This is a genomic window from Noviherbaspirillum massiliense JC206, from assembly GCF_000312045.1.
GTDB classification, from domain to species: Bacteria; Pseudomonadota; Gammaproteobacteria; order Burkholderiales; family Burkholderiaceae_D; genus Noviherbaspirillum; species Noviherbaspirillum massiliense.
On record NZ_HE978634.1, the window covers coordinates 2,965,238 to 2,991,224 of the forward strand.

The following is a 25,987-nucleotide window of genomic DNA, read 5'->3' on the forward strand; positions in this document are numbered from 1 at the left end:
CGGACACGAGCGGGATCAATAAAAAAAGAGCGCACCTGCCTCGGCTGCAGCAGTGCGCTTTGTGGAGGAGACCCAGGCGCCGCATTTCAAAAAATGCGCGGGAGCGGATTTGTTTTTTCTAACCCTGCAACCTTCCCGTTACCTGCTGGTCAATGTGTCACCGAGTACTTGAAAGGAAGGACCTATGAAAGTTGACGTTTACAAGCGCCCGGAGAACGAAGGGAGATATTCCTATCTTGCCGTCCCTGAAGGGAGGCCCATTCCGGAGGAGGCTACGAGTATCGAGTGGGAGACCGCCGAGCAGAATATCGATCTCGATCCGAACAATGAACCCGTGCTTGGCCTGTCGCCGGAAGATGCGCTGCAGCAGATCGACGCGAAAGGCTATGCCATTTCACGAGTGCACGATAAGGTCTGGCTCGGGCCGAGCGTCTAAAAGCCTGCCCAAACACCATACGAAGCAAACCGATATTTGGCCGAGGCGCACGTCAGTACGAACGGTACTTCGAGCACCGCAGGCCGAATAGAGGCACGCACATCAAGTTTGCAAACAGGCTGAAACCCTTGCGCACGCTTTAGCCGGAGCATCCTCCGGCTTCTGCCGCCCCCGCATCCAGTGCTGCAGGGATCGCACCCGCGGTCCATCCCTCGACTGGATCAATTTCAGGCGGCAATCCGAAATGCGGCCGCTGCACCGCCCAGGCTGCGGCGACCGCGCACAACACCGCATCCAGCCAATCCGCCGTTCCATCTTCAATCATCCGTTGCCGCAATGACGGCACAGCATGCAGCCGTATGCCAAAAGGATGCGTGCCTGCCTCGAGCGCGTGCACGATCTCTTCACGCGCGGCTTGCCGCTGCAGTGTCTGTTTCGCACGCTCGTCGCTCTTGTAGGATGCACGTGTCACAGCCCGCGCCACCAGGCCGGGATAGCCTTCCAGCGCAATACGCTGCGGGTCGCCCGCATGCAAGCCATACACCGTCACGCCTGCGTCCAATAGGCGCGGCGTGCCTTCATGGAACATGTAGGCCACTGGCGGATTGACCCATTTCATTGAAGGACTGGAACCGGCGGGGCCATCGGTGACGCGGTGCGCGAACTTGTTGCCGACCGGTCGCGCGTCGCAAAAAGCCTTGAAGGTCTCGCGCAATGCAGCCCGCGGCATGGCAGCGCAATGCCGGACCAGTTCCGCCCAGGTCTGCGGCCAGCCGAGATGTTCGACCAGTTCACGCGACAGGCCGAAGGGAAAATCGAATGCGCCCACCCAGGGACCGGGCTGGCGCAGCCAGTCTTCATAGGACGTCCAGTCAGGATGTTCGGCGATGCGCTCGACATGCAAGACATTGCCGTCGCTGTGACCGTGCGCCACCGTGATCGGCTTGGCGCGGCGGGGAGAGGAAGTGAAATCGACACCGACGATATGCATGCCGGGAGTGTAGCGCCACTTTCCCAGTGCTGGTGTGCAAGGCTTGTTGCAACACAAGACATGGTTCGCTTCGGGAATTATCGATTGGAAAAGCCTCTCCAATGCAATATGTCTTTCATGCATTGCGAACTATGAAAGTCTTTTCTTCATGAAGCGCCGCTCCTGGCTGCATTTGCTGTCCGGTCTTGTGCTGAGGCACGGCTGGCCCCTGCTGCTTTTGCCGCTCGCTGCTTGCGCCACCCTGCCCGATGTCAGCTATCTGCGCGACGAAGAGCTGATACCGCGCAACCGGCCGCAGATCGCCGACGGGCAGGGTACCCTGCCTGCAGGAAAAAGCCAGGCACTGCTGAGCCGGCTGAAGGCGCAGGTCGATCCCACTGCCATCCTGACCCGGCACATCAAGGCGGAAGAAGCGATCAGCAACAAGCCGCTGGTGGCAGGCAACAAGGTGACGCTATTGGATGATGGTCCGCAGACCATGCGCGCCATGCTGGCTGCGATCCGCGAAGCGCGCAGGCACATCCACCTCGAGACTTATATCTTCGAAGACGATGAAGTGGGGCGCGCTCTCGCCGACCTGCTGATCAGGAAGCATGCGGAAGGTGTGCAGGTGAGCGTGATCTACGACAGCGTGGGAACGCTGGACACGCCGCGGGAATTCTTCGAGCGCCTGCGCGCGGCAGGCATCGGCTTGCTGGAATTCAATCCGGTCAACCCGATGCGCGCGCACGACGACTGGGAAATCAACCAGCGCGATCATCGCAAGATCCTGATCGTCGACGGACGCATCGCGTTTACCGGCGGCGTGAACATCAGCCGGGTGTATGGCAAGAGTGCGCTACTTGGCAGCAAGAGCGGCAAGCCGCCGAAGGACCCCAAGCAAGCCGTCTGGCGCGATACCCACATGCAGATCGAAGGGCCGGCGGTGGGGGAAATCCAGAAGCTGTTCCTGGAAACCTGGCGTCTGAAAACCGGCACCGCCTTGCCGGATGCAGACTTCTTCCCGCCCCTCAAGCCGCAGGGCCAGGCCCTGGTACGCGCCATCGGCAGCATCGCGGAGAAGGAGGATTACACGATCTACAAGACGTATATTTCCGCCTTCGCCAATGCCAGCAACTACATCCATCTCACCACCGCCTATTTTTCCCCCGACCGGCAGGTCGTCGATGCGCTGATCGATGCCGCCCATCGCGGAGTCGACGTGCAAATCGTGTTTCCCAGCTTTTCCGACAACAGCTTCATGGTCTACGCCAGCCGCTCCTACTACCAGGAATTGCTCGATGCCGGCATCCGCGTGTATGAGCGGCAAGGCGCCATGCTGCATGCCAAGACCGCCGTGATCGACGACGTGTGGTCGACGATCGGCTCCACCAATATCGACATCCGCAGCTTCCTCCACAATGACGAAGTCAATGCCGTGGTGCTCGATATCGGTTTCGCCCGGCAGATGGAAGCGCTGTTCCAGCGGGATGTCCGGGAATCGGTGGAAGTTTCCCGGGAACGCTGGGCGCAGCGCGGCGTGACGGAGCGCCTGCGCGAGTGGGGCGTGAGGATGTTCAACTACTGGCTGTAAGGGGCAGCCGCTGCAGGCGGGAAAAATTTCTGCCGCCGCTGCGCGGCAGGCAGCTTCCTCCGCGGCATGTGCAGTTCCCGCTCTCTTTTCCGAAAATTCCGGTCAATGCGGAACCAATGCCTGTTGTCCGGTGCCCGAATACAAACCGACGTATTCGAGACCACCAGGGAGGCGGCCAAGGCCATGGACCACCGCATCGAGGCAATCATGCCCCCCAACTACCGCTCCTTTCATTGGGCCGGCTATTGCATCGGCTTTGCCCTCGGCGGATTCTTCGATGGCATCCTGCTGCACCAGGTACTGCAGTGGCACCATTTCCTGAGCGGATGGACGCAAACGCCATTCAACGACCCGCGCATCCAGATCCTCGCGGATGGCCTGTTCCATGCGGCGATGTATGTCATTGCCGCCGTCGGCATCTGGAAGCTGGTGCGGGCGCGCCATGTATTTGCGCTGAAGGCGGCCAACCGGATGCTCGGAGCCAACGCGCTGATCGGCTTTGGCAGCTGGCATGTGCTCGACAGCGTGCTGTCGCACTGGATACTGGGCATCCATCATGTGCGCATGGATGTGCCGGACCGGCTGTTCTGGGATGTGCTGTGGTTCCTGCTGTTCGGTGTGCTGTTCGTGGCAGCCGGCATCCTGCTGCGCCGCTGGCGCGAACCGCCCCCGTCCGGGAAGGACCGGCGTGCCAGGTCGCGCTCCGCCATCGGCCCGGCACTTTGACTGCCGCGGCGCAGGCGAACGATACCCGCATGCCGACAGGGAAGCCAGCTAGAACAGGATGAGGAGCCCGATCCTGACATGGTCATGATCGTCTTCCGCGATCCGCCGTAATTGCTGCAGCTGCAATTCTATGGTGAGCGACTGCTGCCGCCATTGCTTCAAACGCTCTATCTGTCCACCTGAAGGAAATTCCCATTGCACCTGCCCGCGGATTTCCCCGGCAGGAAAGGCTGCGCTCTGCACCTCCAGGTAGAAATTCCCTGCCTGCAGCGATGAGAGCTGGGTGTGGGTAATGCCGGCGCGCGCGCTCCAGATGCCGGTGCCGCCGGTACTTGATTCGGAGGCGAGCGCCAGTACCAGCGGGCCATTGCTGCCCGGCCGCCCTTCCCGCAACTGCACGGCAGTGGCGGCGACACCATTGGCAATCACGCTGGCGGTCAGAGTGTGCGAGTCGGGCTCGTAAGTCAGCAGGCCGTCCGCACTCGCCGCGCTTCCCGTGGCCGGGACAACCTGGTTGCCCGTCAGCATGGTGCTGAAGGCCTGCGGCAGGTCGTCATGCCCGCCGCCGCATGCGGCAAGCAGCAGGACTGCGCCAAGCAGCAGCGAAAAGCACATGTACCGTGCGGCGCCGGCAAATTGCGCGGAAATCATGGCTTTCATTGGATCACCCGCCTTCTTCGTTTCGCCCTTGATGCAATCGGACTAACACAAGCATGCAAATTTGCTTTGACAAATTGCAATGAAATTGAACCAACATATCAAAAGACTATCTGATTTTTCCTTGCCTTTTTCTGCCTGTCCAGCAGGTGCCCCACGTCATGAAAACCGCGAAGAAAATATCATCGGGCCGTCTCCCGAAAGGTGCGCTGCTGACCATGTTATCCGCCTTCCTGTGCCTCGGCATGCTGGCTGCCTGCGGAGAGGGCGGTGGAGGCAGCAAAGCCTCGCCGAGCAGCGCCTCTTCCGCGAGCGCGCCGGCTGCAGCAAGCGTTCAGCAAACCCTGGAAGTACCGAGCACTCTGGCCAGCGGAACCTTCTCCAGCGCAAGGACGCTTAATGTGCCTCCCGGCATGGGCATCCGCCTGTGGGCACGGGTTGACAATGCCCGCTTCCTCGCACTTGCGCCGAATGGCGACGTGCTGGTGTCGATCCCGGATTCGGGCGAAGTGCGGCTCCTGCGCGAGCGGCCCGGCGATGTGCCGCAGGAATTCAGCTTCGCCACCGGCCTGCGCAATCCGCACGACATGGTGTTCCACACCATCGGCAACGTGACCTATCTCTATATTGCCGAATCCAACCGCGTCACGCGCTCGGTCTATCAGCCGGGCGACACGACCAGCGCCGCGCGCGAAGTGGTGGTGGACAATCTGCCGGATTCCTCGTCGCCGGAGCTCGGCGGCACTTACGGACACGAGCTGAAGAATATTGCGGTGGGGCCGGACCACAAGCTGTATGTGTCGATCGGTTCCAACTGCAATGCCTGCGTCGAAGATACCCAGGCCAACCCGGTGCGCGGCGCGATTTACCAGTATGACGCCGATGGCAGCAATGGCCGGCTGTTCGCGCGCGGCCTGCGCAATGCGGAAGGCCTTGACTTCCTGCCGGTCACCAATACCTTGTGGGTCACCGTCAACAACCGCGATGAAATCAAGTATCCCTTCGCCAATGACTTCGACGGCGATGGCAGCATCGACCTCGGAAAGATCATCGATGCCTTTGTCGATGACAATCCGCCGGACCTGTTCACGGCGGTAGGTGATGGTGCGAATTACGGCTGGCCATTCTGCAACAGCCTGCCCAATGCCAGCATGGCGAACCTGGAATTCGCGAACGACGCCGACCTCAATCTCAACGGCTCGAACTTCGATTGCGCACGCGCGACCCGCGCCTCCAAGGGGATCGCTGCGCATTCCGCGCCGCTCGGCTTCAGCTTCCTGCAAAACAGCAACGTTGCACCCGCATTCCGCCAGGGTGCGGTCGTTGCCTTGCATGGCTGCTGGAATTGCACCACGCTCAGCGCCGGCTACAAGGTCATGTTCTTTCCCTTCGATGGTGCCGGCAACGCGGGTGCGGGCATTGACCTGGTCAGCGGCTTCGTGATCGATCCGGTAGCACGCGACGTCTGGGGACGGCCGGTAGACGCCATCGCCGACGGCAAGGGCAATATCCTGATCTCGGACGATTTCGCGGGGGCGATTTACCAGCTGTACCAGAAGTAAGGCTTCCTGCCGCGCGAAACTGAACAGCACCGGCTTATCGCTGTCGAACCTGCGGAGGGTTCAACATGATGCCGATCTTATCCGAGCAAGAGCGGACACGCGTTGATGCGCTGCGCCAATACCATATTCTCGACACGCCAGCGGAATCGGAGTTCGACGACCTGACGGCGCTGGCCGCGACCATTTGCAAAACGCCGGTGGCCGTCATCAGCTTGCTGGACGAAAAAAGGCAGTGGTTCAAATCCAGCATCGGCCTGGATTTTTCGGAGACGTCAAAGGAACTTGCGTTTTGTGCACACACGGTGGAGCGGCGCGATTATCTCGAGGTAGTCGACACCTTGAACGATCCGTCGTTCTGCTCCCATGCGTTGATGCAAGCCGCTCCCTGGATACGATTTTATGCGGGGGTGCCGTTGATCACGCCGGAAGGCGTTGCACTCGGTGCCCTGTGCGTGATCGACCGGGTGCCGCGGCATTTGACGGAAGAGCAGAAGGATGGATTGTGGCGCCTGAGCCGCCAGGTGGTTTCGCTTCTGGAATTGCGGCGCTCCCTGGCGAGGCTGAACCAGACCGTGGCCGAGCGCGACGAGGCGCAAAAGGAATTGCACGGCATACAGCAAGACCTGGAAGCGCGGGTGGCGCAGCGCAGCGCGGAACTGCAGCGTGCAAACACGGCCTTGCAATCGGAAGTCGAGCAGCGCGTCGTCGAGCGCAATGTCTCCGATTTCCTCCTCAACAGCCTGCCGGACATATTTTACGTGCTCGACGAGGAAGGCCGGCTCCTGCGCTGGAATGAAAATTTCGCGCGGGTGACCGGATACAGCGCGAGCGAACTGGCGGGCGCGGACCCGCGCATGTTCTTCGACCGCACGCAGTACGACCTGTACGAGGAAAAGCGCCGGGAGCTGTATGCCCGCGGCAAGGCGCAGTTCGAGGCAGAAATCCTCACCAAGGATGGCAGGCACATCCCCTACCTGATGAGCGGCATGCGCACCCGGATCGGGGACAAGGCATACACCTCCGGCATGGGCATCGACATGACCGAGCGACGCAAGGCGGAATCGCAGCTGCGCCTGCTCAAGCGGGCCGTCGAGTCGAGCCTGAACGCAATCGTCATCGTCGACCTGCAGCAGCGCATCCAGTACGTGAACCCGAGCTTCGAGCAGATGACCGGCTATGCCAGGTCCGAGGTGCTCGGGTCGGATTTCCGGATGCTGTTCGCGGCTGACCAGGAGCAGCCGGAAATCGAAAACATCAACAAGGCAGTGCGCGAGCGCTGCGACGGACTCGCGCAGCTGCATGCCTACAAGAAGAATGGCGAGCGCCTGTGGATCGAGCTGGCATTTTCACCGGTGCACGGCACTGGTCACGCCTCCACCTATTTCGTGGCAGTGATCAACGACGTCACGGATGCCAAGCGCTACGAGGAACAGCTCGAATACCAGGCCAATTACGACGGGCTCACCGGCCTGGCCAACCGCAATCTGCTGCATGACCGTATCCACCAGGCGATCGCCTCCGCGCAGCGCCACGGCACCGAAGTGGCGATCATCTTCATCGATCTCGACAACTTCAAGTACGTCAACGACAGCCTCGGCCACAACATGGGCGACCTGCTGCTCAAGCAAGTTGCGGCGCGCCTGCAGAAATGCGTGCGCGAAGGCGACACCATCGCCCGCCATGGCGGCGATGAATTCGTGCTGGTGCTGGCCGGGCATCTGAACGCCGACAATTTTTCGATCTGGATGGATCGCCTGCTGAAGAATTTCAAACAACCCTTTTCCGTGGCCGACCATCAGCTGTTCGTCACCTGCAGCATCGGCGTCAGCTTGTATCCGAAGGATGGCCTGTCTGCCGACGCCCTGCTCAAGAGCGCCGACATTGCCATGTACCGCGCCAAGGAAACCGGGCGCAACAACTACAAGTTCTTCAGCTCTTCCATGAATGAACGCATGTCGCAGCGTTTGGGACTCGAAACCAGGCTGCGCCACGCGCTCGACCGCGACGAGTTCATCCTGTTCTACCAGCCGCAGGTCAGGGTGGATGACGGCAGGATCGTCGGCTTCGAAGCCTTGCTGCGCTGGCTCGATCCCGCCAAGGGCCTGGTCACCCCGGACGGATTCATCGAAGTCGCCGAAGAGACCGGGCTGATCGTGCCCATCGGGGAATGGGTGCTCGATACCGCATGCCGGCAACTGAAGGTCTTGCAGGCTGCGGGCGGCGCGGGCTGCTCGGTATCGGTCAACCTGTCGGCGCGGCAGTTCGATTCGGAATCGCTGCTGCATTCGGTACGGGCATCGCTGAGGAATTCGGGGATCAAGCCGCATGACCTGAAGCTGGAAGTCACTGAAAGCACGGTCATGAGCGACCCGGATGCGACCGACCTGATCCTGAGCGAGCTGAAGGAAATGGGCTGCCCGGTCGCGATCGACGATTTCGGCGTCGGCTATTCCAGCCTGAGCTATCTGCAGCGCTTCCCGGTGGACCAGCTGAAGATCGACCGCTCCTTCGTCCAGCACATCGGGGTCCGTCACGACGACGGCCTGATCGCGCAGGCCATCATCTCGCTCGGTCACAGCCTCGGCCTAACGGTGGTCGCGGAAGGCGTGTCCGACCCGCGCCAGTTCGCCTTCCTGCGCGAGAGCCATTGCGACGAATTCCAGGGCCACCTGTTCAGCGAGCCGGTCGGCATCGACGTCCTGCGCGACATGCTGGCAAGCGGGAAATCCCTGCAAGCCTGACCGGCAAGTGCATCCGGCCCCTCACCTCCCGGGCCGGCAGGACTCGCGAATGCACTATCTGGATGCCGGCCTGCCGCGGACGCCCTCGCCAGCCGCCATGTCGGCCAGCGAAATTTTTTTTATTAGATCTAAAGAAAGCAGCTCCGCTGCCGTTACCGGGATACCTCGTCCTGCATCCGGACGAATCCAACCTGGGGAAACACCTTGTCTTACCTGAGCGGCACTTACGAGAGCGGATTGGTCGTTCTGTCAATCATCGTCGCATCCCTTGCCGCCTATGCCGGCCTGGAACTGGCGCAGCGCGTCACGCTTGCGCGGGAACGGGCTGCCGGCCTCTGGCTGGCCGGCGGCGCATTCTCCATGGGCCTCGGCATCTGGTCGATGCACTTCGTCGGGATGCTCGCATTCAGCCTGCCGATCCGGATCAGTTACGACATCCTGCTCACCCTGCTTTCCCTGCTGATTTCGGTCGCGGTTTCCGGCTTCGCCTTATTCCTCGTGAGTCGGCCCCGGGTCGGCGCGGCAAGCCTTTGCGCCGGCGGCACGCTGATGGGCCTGGGCATCAGCGCGATGCACTATGCCGGCATGGCCGCCATGCGCATGCAGCCGGGCATTGCCTATGATCCGATGCTGTTCGCCGCATCGATCCTGGTTGCGATTGTGGTTTCCATCGCGGGGCTGTGGCTGGCGACCACGCTGAGGAAGGACGACTCGCGCATGGCACTGGCGAAAAAAGCCGGTAGCGCGGTCCTGATCGGGCTGGCGATCTGCGCCATGCACTATACCGGCATGGCCGCCGCCAATTTTGCCGACGGCAGCATCTGTACCGTCCAGGGCGGCGTCGACAGCACCTGGCTGGCCGTCACCATCAGCCTGGCGACCATCGGCATTCTCGTCATTACCCTGCTGCTGTCGGCGGCGGATTCTCGGCTCGCATCCCGCACTGCCGGGCTGACCCGTTCGCTGCGGCATGCGAATGAACGGCTGCATCATCTCGCGCTCCATGACGGCCTGACCAGGCTGCCGAACCGGACGCTGCTGGAAGACCGCATCATCCAGGCCATCTCATCCGCGCAACGCTCGGGAAAGCCCTTTTCGGTGATGTTCCTCGATCTCGACCGGTTCAAAACCATCAACGATTCGCTCGGCCACCATTACGGCGACAAGCTGCTGCAGGCGGTGGCGCAGCGCCTTACGGCCATTCTGCGCTCGGAAGACACGGTAGCCCGGATCGGCGGCGATGAATTCGTCGTGGTGCTCAGGGAAATGGCGGAGGCGCAGGCCGCCGCCCATATCGCGGAAAAGATCCTGACCGCCCTGGCACGGCCCTTCTCCATCGAAGGCCAGGAACAGAACATCAGCTCCAGCATCGGCATCAGCATCTATCCGGATGACGGAACGGACCTGCGCGCGCTCATGATGCATGCCGACAGCGCGATGTATCACGCCAAGAACATGGGGCGCAACAATTACCAGTTCTTTACAAAGGAGATGAATGCCGCTGCGGCCATGCGGCTGGAGATGGAGAAAAGCCTGCGTCACGCCCTCGAGAATGGCGAATTCGAGCTCCACTACCAGCCCAAGGTCAGCACCGCGTCCGGGGAAATCGTTGCAATGGAAGCGTTGGTGCGCTGGCGCCATCCGCAGAAGGGACTGGTGTCGCCGGCCGAATTCATTCCCCTGGCCGAAGACATGGGCCTGATCATTCCACTCGGTGCATGGGTGCTGTCGACCGCCTGCCGCCAGAACCGGCAATGGCAACTCTCCGGCCTGCCGCGCCTGCGCGTCGCGGTCAACCTGTCGGCAGTCCAGTTCCGGCAGAAAGACCTGGTCGAGTTCATTGCGCAGGTCCTGGAAGACACCGGGCTGGAAGCAAGCTGTCTGGAGCTTGAAGTGACCGAGAGCACCGTCATGCAGGATGCGGAAGAGGCGGCGCTGATCCTGGAGCGGCTGCACGCGAAGGGCATCCACATTTCCATCGACGATTTCGGCACCGGCTATTCCAGCCTGAGCTACCTGAAGCGCTTCCATCTCGACAGCCTGAAGATCGACCGCTCCTTCGTGCGCGACATCAGCTCGGATCCGGACGATGCCGCCATCGTCAAATCGGTGATTGCGCTTGCGCACAGCCTGAGGCTGCGGGTGATCGCGGAAGGAGTGGAAACCGGCGAACAACTCGCCTTCCTGCGCACGCTCGGATGCGACGAATACCAGGGCTATTACCGCAGCCGCCCGCTGCCCGCGCAGGAATTCGAGCGGCTGCTGCGGCAATCCATGGGCCTGGCGGCGGACACTCCGGATAGTCGACACATTGGGGCGCCGAGCCCTGCCTGACACGATCTGAGCTTGCGCAAACCGGGTGATCCGATTCCGGGCGGAATCCGGGGCCCTTTGCTAATCTGTGCCCTTATTCCCCACGACACAGAGACCAAAGGAGACCACCGTGACCAGCCTCGACTCGATCCAGGAATTGCTCGCCCCCCTGTTCCCCGGCATGCTCGGCATGCAGCTGACCGAAGCCACGCCCGAGCGCGTGAGCGCCACGCTCAAGGTACGGCCGGAATTGTGCACCGTCGGCGGCATCCTCCATGGCGGTGCCATCATGGCGTTCGCCGATACGCTGGGCGCGGTCGGCACCTTCGTGAATCTGCCGCAAGGGAAGCGCACCACCACCATCGAATCCAGCACCAAGTTCATGGGCGCCGCGCCCTCCGGTTCCACCGTCACCGGCGAGTCCATCGCCCTGCATCGCGGCCAGACCACCATGGTCTGGCAGACCTCCATCAAATCCGAATCGGGCAAGCTGTGCGCGGTCGTGACGCAGACCCAGCTGGTGCTCGGGAACTGACGCTCCGGGCGCGCATCAGTCCTGCGCCACCTTCAGTTCCGCCTCTTCCTGCGGCACTTTGACCGCCGCCAGGTAAGACCACAGGGAAGCCAGCGACACCACCAGCAGCATGGCCAGCAGCCAGCGCGGCGATGGCGTGGCTTCGACGAAGGCGGCGACCGCGAGCGGCCCGATCGCCTTGGCGGCCAGCGACGGTCCGGCGAGCGCGCCGGAAATCGCGCCATAGTTCTGGCGGCCGAACAGCGCCTGCGGCACGGTGCCGCGCACGATGGTCAGTACGCCATTGCTCACGCCGTACAGCATGCAGAACGCGGCCGCCGCCGCCTGATGCTGCCCCAGGAAAATCACGGTCAGCAGGGCCGCCGGCAGGATGGCAAAGGTCAACTTGCCCACGGCCTGCGGCCGCACGCGCGAGGCGAAAGCCATTTCGGCAATGCGCCCGGCCACCTGCATCGGCCCGATCAGGGTCGCCATGAACACCGACGCGGCAAGCGGATGGCCGAAGCGCTGCAGGGTCGGGATCAGGTGCACCGACAGCGCCGCGAAGATGAAGGTATTGGCGGCGAAGGCGAAGGCAAGCTTCCAGAAGACGGGATGACGGACCGCTTCCTGCAGGGTGTAGTTGCGCGCGATGGATTCCGCCGCGCGCGCGACGACCCTGCGTGCGCTGGCCGGCAGCAGTGCATGCAGCGGCGCGCACAGCAGCAGATGCGCGGCGGCGTAGATGAGGCAGGTCTCGCGCCAGCCGAAGTGATGCTTGAGCATCAGCGTCAGCGGCCAGAACACGGTGCTGGCGAGTCCGCCGGACAGGGTCACGATGGAAATGCCCTGGCGCGCATCGTGCACGAATTCACGGTTGATGGTGGCGAAGGCGGCTTCATACAGCACCATCGCCATGGCCAGGCCGAGCAGGGTCCATGCCGCGACATAGCCGGCAAGGGAATGCGTCATGCCGAGCGTGACCATCCCGGCGCCGGCCAGCAGGGAGCCGGTGCCCATCACCGGCCGCCCGCCGTAGCGGTCCAGCAGGATGCCGGCCGGCGTCGAAGCCAGCCCGGCGATCAGCAGGCTCCACGAAAACGCGCCGAAGATGACTTCGGTGCGCCAGCCGAATTCGCGCTGCATGTCGGCGGCAAGGAGAGCGAAGGCGTAATAAAGCGAACCCCAGGACACGACCTGGGTGAAGGAAAGAATGCCGATGATGCTGCGGCGCTGGGCGAGGCTCTGGCTGGGTGTATTCATGCAGGTGGGGCCGGCAGGATGCTACTGCATCCCGCCTTGGTTCATGGATCGGTCAGCCCTGGACGTATTCCGCCACTTCGATCAGGTTGCCGTCCGGGTCGCGGAAGTAGATGGAGCGCAGCGGCCCCAGCGCGCCGCGCCGCGGCACCGGGCCGGCTTCGATGGCAATGCCCTGCTCCTGCAGATGCGCCAGCACCTGGTCGACCGGCACCGACGCGATCAGGCAGAAATCGCCCGCACCGAAGGTGGGCGCGACCGCCTTGGTCGGCGTATCTGTGCCGCGGTCCTGCAGGTTGATCTTCTGGTTTCCAAACCGCAATGCATGCCGCGGCTGCCCTTCCGGTCCGCGGAAGAATTCGCGCTCGAAGCCGAGTGCCCGCTCGTAAAACACGGTCGTCGCTTCGATGTCCTTGACGGTCAGGACGATGTGATCCAGCCGGTCGGCCAGCAGTTTCGTTGCCATGCTTGTCATGCTCCTCGTTGATGGAGTCCGCCTTTGCCTGGTGTCCCGGCAGGCGCCTCTGGTGGTGAAAATTTTCGACCCGCCTGTTGCGATGCCGCTTCCCGGATGCGGACAGGAAAACGGAACAACTAACATATTGCCACTTTTGCCATTTTCCTACCGTTGTAGGAATTTTCCGAGTTTTTATTGCGCATGCTCAAGCATTGCCAGTCGGTTTTTTCCTACATTTACTCCAAGGAATTTCTTATTCAAGGGAGCGCACAAATGCAGAATGCACTGAACACCGAAGTCATGATTGAAGCCATGGTCGATGCCGCCTGCCCGGAGGATGCAAGCAGCCGCGAAAAGCATATCTACCGCCAGATGCTGATGAGCCTGGTCCGCCTTGCCAAGTCCGAGCATGCTGCGGAAATGAAGAAGCATGCCGAACGGCTTGTCAGCGTGGAAACGCCAGCGGCAATCGAAATGGCAGCCTGAGCGAGCCGGACCCGATGCCGCTCCTCCGCTCCGGCACGAGGGCAAAGCCTGTCAGAACATGCCGTGTTCATTGGGCGAGTTCTCGGGCAGCGCCTGCCCGACATCCCACATCTCGGCGATGCGTCCACCCTCGAAGCGGAACAGGTGCACCACCGCTGCGCCTCGGTCGGACGGGTTCTGCCTGACACGGGAATGCACCACCACCAGGCTGCCGTCCTGCAGCGCGCGCTGGACTTCGAAAGTCTTGCCCGGATTTTTCGCAGCGCTTTCCTCCATCGCCGCCATCAGCGATTCGGCATCCCCGGGGAAGTAGGGATTGTGATGGCGGAAGCCGGGGGCGATGTACTTGTCGTAGGCCTCGCGCACCTTACCGGAAGCGACGAGGCGGAGGAAAGTGATGGCGATGTCTTTGGGAATGGCGGGTTCGTTCATGAGCGCTCGCTTATTTGATTGGCAAAACCACGTCAGTATTGAGCGATGATCAAAAGGGTTGCGTCGAGCTTATCGTGTTCATCAGTAGCCTCTTTGATTGGCTCTGAAAAACAGTTTTGCTCCAGTGTAGGTTAAGCAGATTCCAGCCAAAGCAGCAGCGATGCCGATTTCAGTACAGTACCCATGAGATTGGAAGAACCTCGCAATCTCGTTTCGCAATCTGTACGGTCGGCTGGACAAAAAACCATCGCAGGAATTCGCTAGCGCTGCATGAATGCCTGCTTGCGCGATGAAAACGCCGGCGGAAACAGTGAGCAGGGTTACTCCGAAATCTCTGCATTTGGCATTAATGACGTTCCGCTCAAAATAGGCCCCGTACCAGATTAATAGAAGCCCGACGAGCGCAATATTAAATGCGGCTATCGCAGGAATTTTAGAAATCGGATTCGTCGTCATGGCTGCGATATTGATGAGTACGCCCATCAACGTGATGAAGGCGAGAAAAAGCCACTTCATTTCGTCGTGACTCTCATTATTTTTGACGCCTTGTTTGACCAACGAAGACGTCTGTGTCGAATGTTGTGTTAGAAGTCATCAAATTACATTCTCTCTTGCTTCGATGTTCTTGCTCATTCAACTATTCTTATTCAGTTCTTCAGCTCGCAACTTCTTCATTTCCCGCAAGCGGCTTTGAAATTCCGCATATCGCTCTGGATCACGCTCCCGGAATTGCGTCATATGCTGATCCTCAGAGGTCATGCACTTCACAAACTCAGAGAAATCATGTGCGATCAGGGTGAAAACGCCAGGTGCACTAGCTTCTTCATGGTCAAGAAAGTAAATCGCTCCAGCCCCTTCACCCTGAAGCTTTATAAGGAAGTGGTTGCCGAAGGCGTCATCACATATCCCTAAGTAATCAAGACTGAAGCTGGCCGATCTTTCTATGGAAAGTCTTGAATAAATAGGTCCTTTATGTAATCCATACATATGATGAATCCGGGTAGCATCGTCAGAAAGAGGAACGATGTCGTTCTTGAACTTCCCACCATTAAACCGCATAAGATAATCCCTATAGGACATGGGGAGTGGGCCGCCCAATGCTCTCTCAAATGCATCTAACTCGGCCATGTCCAATGCGCCATGTGGATTAGCTGTGACTACAACGTTTTCCATGCCATTTTTCCTTGCTGCATCCTCAATTCGCACCGCACTTCGTGTGACTTCTAACACCTGACATCAAGCGCCGCTGAAGACCGCCGCGTGGATGGAAATATCAGGCCTCAGGACGACTTCAGGTGGCACGCGGCCAATTGAAATTTCACCTCTTCTCTACTGCTTGCTGAAATAGCCGCGCTCGCACCAGTACCTGACGGTTACGCCCGGCTGAGCTTGAAACAAGGCTTTCGCTACTTCGCAGTTGTCTCTGTTGTATTCAGCTCCATCCGAGCTATCGAAGGTTGTGACATGCACGCGTCACTTTTCGCCACCCACAACTGCACTGCTTCTATAGAGCGTGTAAACAAACTTCGAATCAAGTCGAACCGATTCTGCGGCAATAGCTGACGCGGTTGTCACTGCCAATAACGCGCTTAAGGTACACCGCATATGCTCCCCTGTGGCCTAACTGTTTAGTTGCACGTCACCATCTGTACGGTATGCACGATACACTGTCCGGCACCAGTTAAGGACAGCCGACAATGCTCGCCCAAGTCACAACAACAAACGCTCACCGCGCAAACACCTTCCCATCAATCGCCGTCAGAATCGCATCCACTGCCGGATGCTTGATCTTGCGTTCGTTGGAAATCGCATAGAACTGTTCACGCACTTCCGCCAGTTCGCCCACGGGCACTGCGCCGAACTGTTCCTTGACGTCGTCGGCCAGCGCTGACGGCGCGGGAAAGAGGCCGAGGCCGCTTCTGCCGAAGGTGTTCAGCAGCGCGTTGTCATCGAACTCGCCGGCCACGTCGGGGCGGATGTCGTTGACTTCGAACCAGTGATCCAGCCGGCCGCGGATGGCGTTGTTGCGCGTGGGCAGGAGCACCGGGGCGCCGCGCAGGCTGGCGGGAAAGTCGGAGCGGTACTTCTTCGCCAGCTCCGGTACGCCGAACAGGGTGATTTCGCTTTCGCCCAGCAGGTGGCTGAATACCCGCAGGGTGGTGCCTGACGGTACGGGCCGGTCGGTCAGCACCACGTCAAGCTTGTGCACCGACAAGTCACCCAGCAGCGATTCGAAATCGTCTTCATAGCAGACCAGCTTGACCCGCTGCGGCAGTTGCAGCGCGGCGTACAGCAGGCGGGTGGCGATCAGTTTCGGCAGGGAATCGGAAATGCCGACCGTCAGGCGCATGGTCTGGCCGATATCGGTTTCCGACAGCACATCCTGCAACTGCTCGCCGAGCAGGAAGATCTGGTCGGCGTAGGCGAGCGCGACCCGGCCTGCCTCCGTCAGCACCAGGCGGCGGCCCTGCGGCGCGAACAGGGCCTTGCCTAGCGACTGCTCCAGCAGCGCGAGCTGGGCGCTGATGGTTTGCACGGCGACATCAAGGCGTTCGGCGGCGCGGGTGACGCTGCCTTCCTTGGCAACGACCCAGAAGTAGTAGAGATGGCGGAAATTGAGTCCCGAGGATTTCATCATCTTATTTTTCCGAACCAAAGTTCATATTATCTTCGCTTTTTACATGAATGCGAAGCGCTTACCATCTCATCATCTGCCGCAACGGCAGGTGTTCAATCAACAAAGGAGGTAAAGCATGAATGAACGTTATCAATCGTTGCGCGGCAACACCATGCGCTCCACGACTACCGTCATGGACGGCGCGGCGCACCGGGTATTGCGCAACACTTACATGTTGCTGTCGGCGACGCTGGCATTCAGCGCGCTCACCGCAGGCGTCTCGGCTGCGCTCAGGCTGCCGCATCCCGGCATCCTGATCACGCTGGTCGGCTACTTCGGCCTGCTATTTGCGATTACCAAGTATCGCAACAGCGGCGTCGGCGTGGGCCTGCTGTTCGCGCTGACCGGCTTCATGGGTTATACCTTGGGACCGGTGATCAGCCACTACCTGCACCTGCCGAATGGCACGCAGGTGGTCATGATGGCGCTGGGCGGCACGGCCGCGATCTTCCTGGGTCTGTCAGCCTACGCATTGACGACCAAGCGTGACCTGTCCTTCATGGGCGGCTTCCTCTTCGTCGGCGTGCTGGTTGCCTTCCTGGCCGGCCTGGCTGCGGTGTTCTTCAGCATCCCGGCCCTGTCGCTGACCGTCTCGGCGGTGTTCGTGCTGCTGATGTCCGGCATGATCCTGTACGAGACCAACAACATTGTACGCGGCGGTGAAACCAACTATGTGATGGCGACACTAAGCTTGTTCGTGTCGATCTTCAACCTGTTCACCAGCCTGCTGCACCTGCTCGGCTTTGCCAGCAAGGAATAAGCAAACCAGGACCTCGGCAGATTTCTGCCCGGTCGCTCGAAGGGCGCCATGTGTCATTACCTGGCGCCCTTTTTTGATCCGGCGGCAATGACTGTCGCCAAAGAGAACCTCAGTAGGGTGCGCCGTGCGCACCCTATCCCCCACGGCGAAATTGAAATTCGCTCGTAGAACAAGGACTTCATCATGCTGGAACTGCTCTCCGATCCCCAAGTCTGGATCGCCTTCGCCACCCTGACCGCACTGGAACTGGTGCTCGGGATCGACAACATCATCTTCATTTCCATCCTGGTCGACAAGCTGCCGCAGCATCAGCGCGAACTGACGCGCAGGCTCGGCCTGTTCATGGCGATGTTCATGCGTATCGGGCTGCTGCTGATCCTGTCGTGGATCGTCGGCATGACCGAACCGCTGTTCTCGATTCTGGGGAAAGGCTTTTCGGGGCGCGACCTGGTACTGGTCGCCGGCGGATTGTTCCTGCTCTGGAAGAGCGTGAGCGAAATCCATGAAACTTTCGAAGGCGCCGAGGGCAGCACGGGCGGCGCGGTCAAGGCCACGCTGGCGGGCGCGATCGTGCAGATCATGCTGATCGACCTGGTGTTCTCGCTCGACTCCATCATCACCGCAGTCGGCATGGTCGACGAGGTGGCCGTGATGATTGCCGCCGTCATCGCTTCGGTCGGCATGATGATGTTCTTCGCCGGCCCGATCGGCCGCTTCGTGTCGGCGCACCCGACCATCAAGATGCTGGCGCTGTCCTTCCTGGTCGTGGTGGCGGTGGTGCTGATCGCCGAGGGCTTCGGCCATCATGTGCCGAAAGGCTACATCTACAGCGCCATGGCCTTCTCGGTAGTGGTAGAGATGCTCAACATCAGGCTGCGCAAGCGCTCGACGCATCCGGTGCCAGTGCATTCGGTCTATGCACCGGACCATGAATCGCTCAAGCACTGAAGCCAGATGGAAACAGCCGGCATGCGCACGGAGCGCTGCCGGCCCCAGCCCGCAAGCAGCGGGATCAGTAGTCAGGCAGGCAGGAGCGCCGAGCGGCGCACGCCGAAATACCCCAGCTCGGCCAGCACGCCGACCGCCAGCGCCTGTGCAATGACGAAGGCATGGCCGAGCGCGTTCGGCGCCACCCAGCCCAGCACCAGCAGCATGATGCTTTCGATGGCCCACACGGCATTGGCGACGATGATCGTCCACACCGCCGCACGCGATACCTGCTGCCGCGTACCGACGTAGCCGACAAAAGCTGCAAACGGCAGCAGCACCAGCCCCGCATACCGCAGCAATCCTTCCGGCAAACCAAGCCAGCTCGACAAGGGCCCGGCGCCCAGCGCCATCAGCAGGCCGGTGGCTGCGCTGGCGGCGGCATCGGCCAGCAATACGCGACGCAGGAAGGGGGAAGCATCCAGCAAAGACATGGCAATCTCCTTATGGCGGCCGCGAGGCCGCAGTGGGTTGAGGAATACATCGGTGTTGGCCTTGGCCAGGAACCCGTCGCCTGAACCATGCATCGATTGCGTCGGGCTTGGATGCATGATTGCCCACGCCGCGCTTCGATTCAATTACGTCCGAGGTAATAGGAATGGCTGACGGTTGCGTTATCATCGCCTCATGATGCAATCCACCCGACCGATCGGCGAGTTGTTGCGCGAGTGGCGGCAGCGCCGCCGCCTGAGCCAGCTCGACCTTGCCTATGAAGCCGACATCTCGCCGCGGCACATGAGCTTCCTCGAAACAGGACGCTCCCAGCCGAGCCGCGAGATGCTGCTGCGTCTGGCCGAGCGGCTGGACATTCCTTTGAGGGAGCGCAATGCGCTGTTGCATGCCGCCGGTTATGCGCCGGTCTATCCCGAGCGCCCGCTGGCCGATCCGGCGCTGAATGCGGTGCGCAAGGCGATCGATCTGATCCTGGCCGGCCATGCGCCTTATCCGGCGCTGGCCGTCGACCGCCATTGGACGCTGGTCACCGCGAACGAGGCAGTGCCGCCACTAATGGCACAGGCCGATCCCGCGCTGCTGCAAGCGCCCGTCAATGTGCTTCGCCTGAGCCTGCATCCGAAAGGCCTGGCGCCGCACATCGCCAATCTCGCCGAATGGCGCGCGCACCTGCTGGACAGGCTGCGGCGCCAGGTCGAGGCGACCGCCGATCCGGTTCTGATTGAACTGCTGCGGGAATTGAGCGCCTATCCTGCGCCGGATGGACAGGCATTCGGCCCGGTGACGGTGGAACCGCATGCCGGCGTCGCCGTGCCCTTTCAGCTGAAGACCGAGGCCGGCATCCTGAGCTTCTTCAGCACCACGATGATATTCGGCACGCCGGTCGACATCACCCTGTCGGAACTGGCGATCGAATCCTTCTTCCCGGCGGACTCTGCGACCGCGGCGGCGCTGGCAGGCAGGGCGCAAACAGCGCAGACCGGGTGACGATCCCGCCTTTCCCTGCAAATCAACTTGTTGGAACCATCATGCACATACTGAACCCGGAGCAAACCGCGCAGGCGCTGCCCTATGCCGAACTCGTGCCCGCCATCGAACAGGCGGCGCTGCAATTCGCACGCGGCGAAATCCTTGCGCCGGAACGGCAGGTGGTACGCATCGATGCGTCCAGCGTGCTGCTCGGCATGCCGGCCATCGGCGCGGACATCAGCGCCACCAAGCAGATCACCGTACACGGCGACAATGCCCGGCATGGCCTGCCTGCGATCCAGGGGGAAGTCATCGTGTTCGACACCGCTACCGGACGCAGGCTGGCACTGCTCGACGGTCCCACTGTGACCGCGCGCCGCACCGCGGCCGTCACGCTGGCCGGCATCCGCAGGCTCGTGCCCGCCGCACCGGCCTCGGCCGTGCTGATCGGCACCGGCGTGCAGGCCGCGGCGCATGCGGATGCGCTGATCGAATTCCTCGGCCTGAGCCAACTCCGGATTGCCAGTCGCGATCGGGAATCCGCAAGCCGCTTTTGCGAGGCGGTGGCCCAGCGTTATCCGCAGGTGACGGCCACGCCGGTCACCCTGGCGGAACTGCCGGCGCATTGCCTGCAGGCCGACCTGGTGATTGCCCTCACGACTTCGAAGGCCCCTGTCATTCCCGAGCAGCTGCGGCCGGAAACGCTCGCCGTCGGTGTCGGCGCCTTCAAGCCGGACATGGCGGAATTGCCGGCGGCTCTCCTGCATGCGCGGCCCATCGTGGTCGATCATCTTGAAGGCGCGCGGCATGAAGCCGGCGACCTGCTTCGTGCCGGCATCGACTGGGACAAGGTGCGCGACCTGCCGCATGTCCTTGCCCATGGCATCGGCGAGTCAGCCGTGACACCCGTGCTGAAAACCGTCGGGCATGCAGCGTGGGACCTGGCAGCGGCACGGGTAGCGGTACGATTTATCAGGCCTGACTGATAGAGGAGTAGGGTGCGTCATGCGCACCTTGTGCTTCCGGTGCGCATGGCGCACCCTACTTCTTTCACTCTCCTTCAAGGGATGCGTAGCGTGGGAGCGGGTCAAGAATTTTGAAGGCATTGAAAGCCATCCCTATCCCAACCGTCCCACGTTTCGCCTTGCGAGGCGAAACGGTTCGCAAGCACGAAGCAGAGCTTCCGGTGCGCACTGCGCACCCTACTTCCTTTCCCTTTCAGCCGCATCCTGTGCAAGGAGATGGAGCAACAGCGGTTTCCCTTGCAGAGATGCCCTACTGCGCCACCCACTGCGCCTTGAGCTGCTCCACCAGGAAGTCGATGAAGATCCGCACCTTGGCTGACAGGTTGTGCCGGTCGGGATAGACCGCGTACAGGTCGGCCGGCGGCAAGGCATAGTCTTCCAGCACCAGCTGCAGGCGCCCGCTCTGCAGGTACTTGTTCAGGTCCCATTCCGAACGGATCACGATGCCGCGCCCATCGAGCGCCCATCCCAGCACCACGTCGCCGTCATTGCTGGAAAGCGTGCCGTGCACCTTGACCGATTCCACCTTGCGGCCCTTGGTCAGGCGCCAGACGCCATAGGCATCGTCGTTCTGCCGGTGGATGATGCAGGTATGCTGCGCCAGGTCCTGCGGCGCTTGCGGCACGCCCGCCTTTTTCAGGTAGGTGGGCGAGGCGCACAGGAAGCGCCGGTTCGACATGATCTTGCGCGCGGACAGGCGCGCGTCCGGCAGGCTGCCGAAGCGGATGCCGAGGTCGAAGGCTTCCTCCACCAGGTTGAGCGGGCGGTCGGTCAGTTGCAGCTGGACTTCCACATCCGGATATTCCCGGGAGAAGGTCGACACGATGGGGGCGATATAGGTGCGGCCGAAGCCGAGCGTGGCATTCACCCGCAGCAAGCCCTTGGGCGCATCGCGGCCGCCCGACACCATCTGCTCCATCGCTTCGATGTCGGCAAGGATGCGGGTTGCCTGCGCGAGGTAAAGCGCCCCCTCGTCGGTCAGGCTCATCTTGCGGGTGGTGCGATTGACGAGGCGCACGCCGAGGCGCTGCTCGAGCTGCATCAGGCGCTTGCTGACCGCGGGCGGGGTGACGTCGAGTTCTCTTGCCGTTTCGGAAAAACTGGCTTTTTTCGCCAGGAGTACAAAGAAGGCGAGTTCGGAAGATGCATCCATTATTAAATCAAAGGAAAGAATGGTATGAATTCTGGTAAAGCACGAGTTTATATTGAACCGGTAAAGTAATGACCGTACCGCCACCCCTATTTTTGCAAGGACTGCCCTCATGAAGATTGTCGACATCCGCGAAGTCACCAAGCCGATCAGCTCTCCTATCCGCAATGCCTACATCGATTTCAGCAAGATGACGCTGAGCCTCGTCGCCGTAATCACCGACGTGATCCGCGACGGCAAGCCCGTCGTCGGCTACGGCTTCAATTCCAACGGCCGCTACGGCCAGGGCCAGCTGATGCGCGAGCGCTTCATCCCGCGCATCCTGGAAGCGAAGCCGGAGTCCCTGCTCGACGCCAATGGCGTGATCGACCCGCACAAGGTGTGGGACACGATGTTCAAGAATGAAAAGCCGGGCGGCCACGGCGAGCGCTCGGTCGCGATCGGCACCATCGACATGGCGGTGTGGGACGCGGTCGCGAAGATCGAGAACAAGCCGCTGTTCCAGCTGCTGGCCGAGCGCTATGGCGACGGCAAGGCGAACCGCAAGGTGTTCGTCTATGCGGCTGGCGGCTACTACTATCCCGGCAAGGACGACGAGCAGCTGAAGAACGAGATGCGCAGTTACCTCGACCGCGGCTACTCTGTGGTGAAGATGAAGATCGGCGGCGCGCCGCTGTCCGAAGACCTGCGCCGCATCGAGTCGGTGCTGTCCATTCTCAAGGATGGCCAGCGCCTGTGCGTGGATGCCAACGGCCGCTTCGACATGGACACCGCGATTGCCTATGCCAAGGCGCTGTCCCAGTACAACCTGTTCTGGTACGAGGAAGCCGGCGATCCGCTGGACTACGAACTGCAGGCAGTGCTGCGCAGCTACTACAAGAACCCGATGGCCACCGGCGAGAACCTGTTCTCCATGCAGGATGCGCGCAACCTGATTCGCTACGGCGGCATGCGCGCCGACCGCGACTGGCTGCAGTTCGACTGCGCCCTGTCCTACGGTCTGGTCGAGTACCTGCGCACCCTGGAAATGCTGAAGCAGCACGGCTGGTCGCCCAGCCGCTGCATTCCGCACGGCGGCCACCAGATGTCCCTCAACATCGCGGCCGGCCTCGGTCTCGGCGGCAACGAGTCCTATCCGGACCTGTTCCAGCCCTACGGCGGCTTCCCGGACGGCGTGAAGGTCGAGAACAGCTATGTGACGATGCCGGACCTGCCGGGCATCGGCTTCGAAGGCAAGGCTGACCTGTACAAGGAAATGCAGGCGCTGAGTAACTAAGCACCGCCAGGCATTGATCGGCCGCTGGCTGCATGCATCGCAGCCAGCGGCCGATTGCATTTCAGAAGCACTGCATCCAGACACCGCTGCGCTGGCAGAGCCTGCCGCCGCCGTCGAGATAAGCCCCTCCCGCGCCGTTGTATCGTCCTCCGTTCGCATTCCAGCATCCGCCGGGATCGCAAGTCGTGACGGGCGCGGGCGGTGCAGGCATGGCCGGCGCCGGCGGCACTGCCGGCATGACCGGTGTGCGGGGAGGCGCCGCCGCGGCGGGCGGAGGAAGCCGCTGGATAGTCGTGGGGAGAATATAGGGCGTCGGGCGTGCCGGCTTGTCGTTGCGCGGCTTCGGTTCCTTCTGGCCACTCTCTTTCCGCACTTGCAGCTCTTGCGGTTGGCCTGAGGCGGGATCAGGCGCCGCGCAGCCCGGCAGTTGCAGGATGAAAATCACGGCGATGGGTAGCAAAAGATGTTGCATGGCGCGCTGAACATCCGGTCGTTCGACCCCTTGAAAAGTTGGATCGTTTTTTTCCTTTCGGGTTTGCATTGCAGCGTCTTTTTTATCGCGCTACCCGCTTCCTTGAGGTAGTGCAGTTTCTTCTGCACACCCGTGGCGGATTCGAGCCGGAGAACAGGATCGATTGCATCCAGGCCCGACATGAAGAGCTGCCAGCCATAAGCCGGAGTCCAGGATGTGACGAACCGATCACCGGTTACCGCTCTTCGGCTGGAACTGGTAACTCTCGCCATGCTTGAGGTAGGTGATCCGGCTCTGCAGTTCGGCGCGCCTCACTTCCTTTTCGAAATCGCTCAGGGGCGACTTGAACACATCGTAGTCGTTGAAGTGAATCGGGATCGCATGATGGGGTGCGATGATCTGCAACATCTTCACCCCGTCCTTGTCATCCATCGTCACCTTCATCACACCGAGGATGCGGGTGCCGCCCAGGTGCAGCAGCGCAAGGTCGATGTCCGGATAGCGCTTCGGAATGTCATGAATGTCGTCATACACCAGGGTGTCGCCGCTGATGTACATGCGATAGTCCGTCTGATTGCCCCTGGCGGAGAATTCCAGCATGGAGCCCATCACCTGCGGCAGCAGGCGGTACGCCACCGGCGGGCCGTGCCGCCCGGGCATTGCAGTGATCTTGAGGCTGGCATCGCCTTTCCTGACCTGCAGGGTTTCCCAGGTCGCGAGCGGATAGCGCGCCTTGAAACCCATGTCCGCCAGCTGCCCTGCGGCCTGAGGCGTAGTGACGATGGGGATGTTGCGGTCCAGCTTTTCCTGCACCAGCTGGTCGAAGTGGTCGCCATGCATGTGGGACAGCACGATCAGATCGATCGGCGGCAACTGGTCCAGGTCGATCGCGGGATTGGTGAGGCGTTTTGCCGTCAGCCCGTAGCCGAGATGCACATGGTCGCCCATGTGCAGGAAATTCGGATCGGTCAGGATGGTAAAGCCGGCATAGCGGATGATCACCGTAGCCGTGCCGATGAAAGTCACCGTGCCGGTCTCCGGCACCGCCTTCTGCGCCGGCGCTTGCAGGGTCAGTACCTGTTGTGCGCCGCCTGCCTGGCCTTCTTTCTGTTCCTGCCCGGATGCGCATCCGTGCAGCAGCATCGCCATCAGCACCGCAAGAATGCCCTTGCCCGCCATGGAAAAGTCCGGTTTCATGCCCGCCTCGCTCCTGTCCGTTCATCTGTTCAGAACTATCGCTCGGGCGCATGCAATTTTGATTCCCGGTCGAACCCGGCCCTGTCCCGGAGGTCACAGGAGCAGGAAAGTTTTACTGGAGCACGCTGATGAATACTTCCCCTCCCGATCCCGGCACCCCGGAAAGCCGGCGCAATCCGGGCGATGAAGCCGCACCGGGCAGCGAACAGACGGGCGAAATCACCTGCCCCGAGTGCAATGGCAGCGGCAGGCTGGCGGACCAGAAACCCTGCCCCAATTGCGGCGGCACCGGACTGGTCGTGAAGATTGTGGGAGATGCCTGAGCACGCACCGGGACGCGGCGCGCCTCGGAAGCATCTTTTGCAGAAATAGGAACGGAATGAAGGATGGAAGTCAGCCCGGCAAAATCCTGCTTCCGGGCCTGCTCCATGTCAGGAAGGGTTGAAGACACAGGCCCCGCTTACGGGCGCTTGTGCTCCCTGTCCTTCTCCAGCTTGCTCGGGTCGGGAATGGCGATCGGGTCGCTTGCGGGAAAGGTCATTTCGACGGCATCGTCCAGCAATTCCTCGACCTGTTCATCCACATCGTCCGAGGCGATCTTCCGTTCGGTAACGTCCTGGGAAGCAGCCGTGTCGGGCGGAACATCCTTCGGCGTCACCGATGCCGAATTCTTGCCATGCGACGATCCGGGCTCACTGGATTGTTTCCTCTTGTCGACTTCCTCGTTGCGGGTGGAATGGGCCATGTCATATCTCCGGTTGAATTCAAAGGCAGCCAATGCGCCGCCTCCTTGTATGCGATGCAGCAAATCCGGAAAAGTTTCCACAACTGCTATAGCAAAAATCAATTGGACCATACACAAAGGCAAGTTGC

The 25,987-nt window shown here is 61.3% G+C and carries 28 protein-coding genes; 14 read left to right on the forward strand and 14 right to left on the reverse strand.

Annotated features, from left to right (window positions below):
- Positions 1-184 precede the first annotated feature (184 nt).
- Complete coding sequence (locus HGHM_RS14535) at positions 185-436, forward strand: DUF6139 family protein (protein WP_019142276.1); 252 nt, start codon at positions 185-187, stop codon at positions 434-436.
- 139 nt (positions 437-575) lie between these two features.
- On the opposite strand, the gene HGHM_RS14540 is transcribed toward HGHM_RS14535, so the two are convergent.
- The gene (locus tag HGHM_RS14540; RefSeq protein ID WP_019142277.1) at positions 576-1,427 is read right to left on the reverse strand and encodes a DUF429 domain-containing protein; all 852 of its coding nucleotides are present in this window, start codon (positions 1,425-1,427) and stop codon (positions 576-578) included.
- A 148-nt stretch (positions 1,428-1,575) separates the two neighbouring features.
- Here HGHM_RS14540 and cls point away from each other — a divergent pair, with 148 nt between their 5' ends.
- Both cls and HGHM_RS21385 read left to right on the forward strand, forming a co-directional pair.
- The gene (cls, locus tag HGHM_RS14545; RefSeq protein ID WP_019142278.1) at positions 1,576-3,000 is read left to right on the forward strand and encodes a cardiolipin synthase; all 1,425 of its coding nucleotides are present in this window, start codon (positions 1,576-1,578) and stop codon (positions 2,998-3,000) included.
- A gap of 123 nt (positions 3,001-3,123) precedes the next feature.
- Positions 3,124-3,726, forward strand: coding sequence for a DUF2243 domain-containing protein (locus HGHM_RS21385; protein WP_245549220.1), 603 nt, complete (start codon positions 3,124-3,126; stop codon positions 3,724-3,726).
- Positions 3,727-3,774: 48 nt separating this feature from the next.
- Here HGHM_RS21385 and HGHM_RS14555 read toward each other — a convergent pair whose 3' ends face one another.
- Positions 3,775-4,386: a CHRD domain-containing protein gene (locus tag HGHM_RS14555; RefSeq protein WP_081583569.1), complete on the reverse strand. Its 612-nt coding sequence runs from the start codon at positions 4,384-4,386 to the stop codon at positions 3,775-3,777.
- A 158-nt stretch (positions 4,387-4,544) separates the two neighbouring features.
- Here HGHM_RS14555 and HGHM_RS14560 point away from each other — a divergent pair, with 158 nt between their 5' ends.
- The 4 genes from HGHM_RS14560 (at position 4,545) to HGHM_RS14575 (ending at position 11,534) form a co-directional block, all read left to right on the forward strand.
- Positions 4,545-5,945: a PQQ-dependent sugar dehydrogenase gene (locus tag HGHM_RS14560; RefSeq protein ID WP_019142281.1), complete on the forward strand. Its 1,401-nt coding sequence runs from the start codon at positions 4,545-4,547 to the stop codon at positions 5,943-5,945.
- A gap of 65 nt (positions 5,946-6,010) precedes the next feature.
- Positions 6,011-8,686: a sensor domain-containing phosphodiesterase gene (locus tag HGHM_RS21390; protein WP_019142282.1), complete on the forward strand. Its 2,676-nt coding sequence runs from the start codon at positions 6,011-6,013 to the stop codon at positions 8,684-8,686.
- Positions 8,687-8,890: 204 nt separating this feature from the next.
- Positions 8,891-11,020, forward strand: coding sequence for a putative bifunctional diguanylate cyclase/phosphodiesterase (locus tag HGHM_RS14570; protein ID WP_019142283.1), 2,130 nt, complete (start codon positions 8,891-8,893; stop codon positions 11,018-11,020).
- 109 nt (positions 11,021-11,129) lie between these two features.
- Entirely contained in the window at positions 11,130-11,534 is a 405-nt protein-coding gene (locus tag HGHM_RS14575) for a PaaI family thioesterase (RefSeq protein ID WP_019142284.1), read from the forward strand.
- A gap of 15 nt (positions 11,535-11,549) precedes the next feature.
- On the opposite strand, the gene HGHM_RS14580 is transcribed toward HGHM_RS14575, so the two are convergent.
- Together HGHM_RS14580 and HGHM_RS14585 are read right to left on the reverse strand one after the other, a co-directional pair.
- Positions 11,550-12,776, reverse strand: a complete 1,227-nt coding sequence (locus HGHM_RS14580; RefSeq protein WP_019142285.1) for an MFS transporter — start codon at positions 12,774-12,776, stop codon at positions 11,550-11,552.
- A 52-nt stretch (positions 12,777-12,828) separates the two neighbouring features.
- Positions 12,829-13,239, reverse strand: a complete 411-nt coding sequence (locus tag HGHM_RS14585; protein ID WP_019142286.1) for a VOC family protein — start codon at positions 13,237-13,239, stop codon at positions 12,829-12,831.
- Positions 13,240-13,503: 264 nt separating this feature from the next.
- Between HGHM_RS14585 and HGHM_RS14590 the strand changes: the two genes are divergently transcribed.
- Positions 13,504-13,716 (forward strand): hypothetical protein, encoded by a 213-nt coding sequence (locus HGHM_RS14590; protein ID WP_148415517.1) that lies wholly within the window; start codon positions 13,504-13,506, stop codon positions 13,714-13,716.
- Between the two features lie 51 nt (positions 13,717-13,767).
- Here the strand turns inward: HGHM_RS14590 and HGHM_RS14595 are convergent, their stop codons facing one another.
- The 4 genes from HGHM_RS14595 to nhaR all read right to left on the reverse strand — a co-directional run bounded on the left by HGHM_RS14595 (position 13,768) and on the right by nhaR (position 16,783).
- On the reverse strand, positions 13,768-14,148 hold the full coding sequence (locus HGHM_RS14595; protein WP_019142288.1) for a nuclear transport factor 2 family protein: 381 nt from the start codon (positions 14,146-14,148) through the stop codon (positions 13,768-13,770).
- Positions 14,149-14,229: 81 nt separating this feature from the next.
- Entirely contained in the window at positions 14,230-14,706 is a 477-nt protein-coding gene (locus HGHM_RS14600; RefSeq protein ID WP_148415519.1) for a hypothetical protein, read from the reverse strand.
- Positions 14,707-14,781: 75 nt separating this feature from the next.
- Positions 14,782-15,321, reverse strand: a complete 540-nt coding sequence (locus HGHM_RS14605) for an SMI1/KNR4 family protein (protein WP_019142290.1) — start codon at positions 15,319-15,321, stop codon at positions 14,782-14,784.
- Between the two features lie 553 nt (positions 15,322-15,874).
- A complete protein-coding gene (gene nhaR / locus HGHM_RS14610; protein ID WP_026076052.1) occupies positions 15,875-16,783 on the reverse strand; it encodes a transcriptional activator NhaR in 909 nt (302 codons plus the stop codon).
- Between the two features lie 118 nt (positions 16,784-16,901).
- Here nhaR and HGHM_RS14615 point away from each other — a divergent pair, with 118 nt between their 5' ends.
- Both HGHM_RS14615 and HGHM_RS14620 read left to right on the forward strand, forming a co-directional pair.
- The gene (locus tag HGHM_RS14615) at positions 16,902-17,585 is read left to right on the forward strand and encodes a Bax inhibitor-1/YccA family protein (protein WP_019142292.1); all 684 of its coding nucleotides are present in this window, start codon (positions 16,902-16,904) and stop codon (positions 17,583-17,585) included.
- Between the two features lie 183 nt (positions 17,586-17,768).
- Complete coding sequence (locus tag HGHM_RS14620) at positions 17,769-18,533, forward strand: TerC family protein (RefSeq protein ID WP_019142293.1); 765 nt, start codon at positions 17,769-17,771, stop codon at positions 18,531-18,533.
- A gap of 71 nt (positions 18,534-18,604) precedes the next feature.
- Here HGHM_RS14620 and HGHM_RS14625 read toward each other — a convergent pair whose 3' ends face one another.
- Positions 18,605-19,006, reverse strand: coding sequence for a hypothetical protein (locus HGHM_RS14625; protein WP_026076053.1), 402 nt, complete (start codon positions 19,004-19,006; stop codon positions 18,605-18,607).
- 193 nt (positions 19,007-19,199) lie between these two features.
- Between HGHM_RS14625 and HGHM_RS14630 the strand changes: the two genes are divergently transcribed.
- Both HGHM_RS14630 and HGHM_RS14635 read left to right on the forward strand, forming a co-directional pair.
- Positions 19,200-20,012 (forward strand): helix-turn-helix domain-containing protein, encoded by an 813-nt coding sequence (locus HGHM_RS14630; RefSeq protein ID WP_019142295.1) that lies wholly within the window; start codon positions 19,200-19,202, stop codon positions 20,010-20,012.
- A 41-nt stretch (positions 20,013-20,053) separates the two neighbouring features.
- Positions 20,054-20,980 carry a delta(1)-pyrroline-2-carboxylate reductase family protein gene (locus HGHM_RS14635; protein WP_019142296.1) on the forward strand — a complete coding sequence of 309 codons (927 nt, stop codon included), beginning with the start codon at positions 20,054-20,056 and terminating at the stop codon, positions 20,978-20,980.
- Positions 20,981-21,269: 289 nt separating this feature from the next.
- Here the strand turns inward: HGHM_RS14635 and HGHM_RS14640 are convergent, their stop codons facing one another.
- Positions 21,270-22,172 (reverse strand): LysR substrate-binding domain-containing protein, encoded by a 903-nt coding sequence (locus tag HGHM_RS14640; protein WP_019142297.1) that lies wholly within the window; start codon positions 22,170-22,172, stop codon positions 21,270-21,272.
- 109 nt (positions 22,173-22,281) lie between these two features.
- Between HGHM_RS14640 and HGHM_RS14645 the strand changes: the two genes are divergently transcribed.
- Positions 22,282-23,445 carry a mandelate racemase/muconate lactonizing enzyme family protein gene (locus HGHM_RS14645; RefSeq protein ID WP_019142298.1) on the forward strand — a complete coding sequence of 388 codons (1,164 nt, stop codon included), beginning with the start codon at positions 22,282-22,284 and terminating at the stop codon, positions 23,443-23,445.
- A 61-nt stretch (positions 23,446-23,506) separates the two neighbouring features.
- On the opposite strand, the gene HGHM_RS22350 is transcribed toward HGHM_RS14645, so the two are convergent.
- From HGHM_RS22350 to HGHM_RS14660, 3 genes are read right to left on the reverse strand one after another with little or no spacing between them, the layout of a single operon-like run.
- The gene (locus HGHM_RS22350) at positions 23,507-23,917 is read right to left on the reverse strand and encodes a hypothetical protein (protein ID WP_154652082.1); all 411 of its coding nucleotides are present in this window, start codon (positions 23,915-23,917) and stop codon (positions 23,507-23,509) included.
- Positions 23,887-24,099: a hypothetical protein gene (locus HGHM_RS23385; RefSeq protein ID WP_019142300.1), complete on the reverse strand. Its 213-nt coding sequence runs from the start codon at positions 24,097-24,099 to the stop codon at positions 23,887-23,889. The genes HGHM_RS22350 and HGHM_RS23385 overlap by 31 nt, the downstream gene beginning before the upstream one ends.
- 46 nt (positions 24,100-24,145) lie before the next feature.
- Positions 24,146-25,114 carry an MBL fold metallo-hydrolase gene (locus HGHM_RS14660; RefSeq protein ID WP_245549222.1) on the reverse strand — a complete coding sequence of 323 codons (969 nt, stop codon included), beginning with the start codon at positions 25,112-25,114 and terminating at the stop codon, positions 24,146-24,148.
- 128 nt (positions 25,115-25,242) lie between these two features.
- Here HGHM_RS14660 and HGHM_RS14665 point away from each other — a divergent pair, with 128 nt between their 5' ends.
- Positions 25,243-25,437 (forward strand): hypothetical protein, encoded by a 195-nt coding sequence (locus HGHM_RS14665; RefSeq protein ID WP_019142302.1) that lies wholly within the window; start codon positions 25,243-25,245, stop codon positions 25,435-25,437.
- Positions 25,438-25,574: 137 nt separating this feature from the next.
- Here HGHM_RS14665 and HGHM_RS23490 read toward each other — a convergent pair whose 3' ends face one another.
- A complete protein-coding gene (locus HGHM_RS23490; RefSeq protein WP_148415521.1) occupies positions 25,575-25,859 on the reverse strand; it encodes a hypothetical protein in 285 nt (94 codons plus the stop codon).
- Positions 25,860-25,987: the final 128 nt, after the last annotated feature.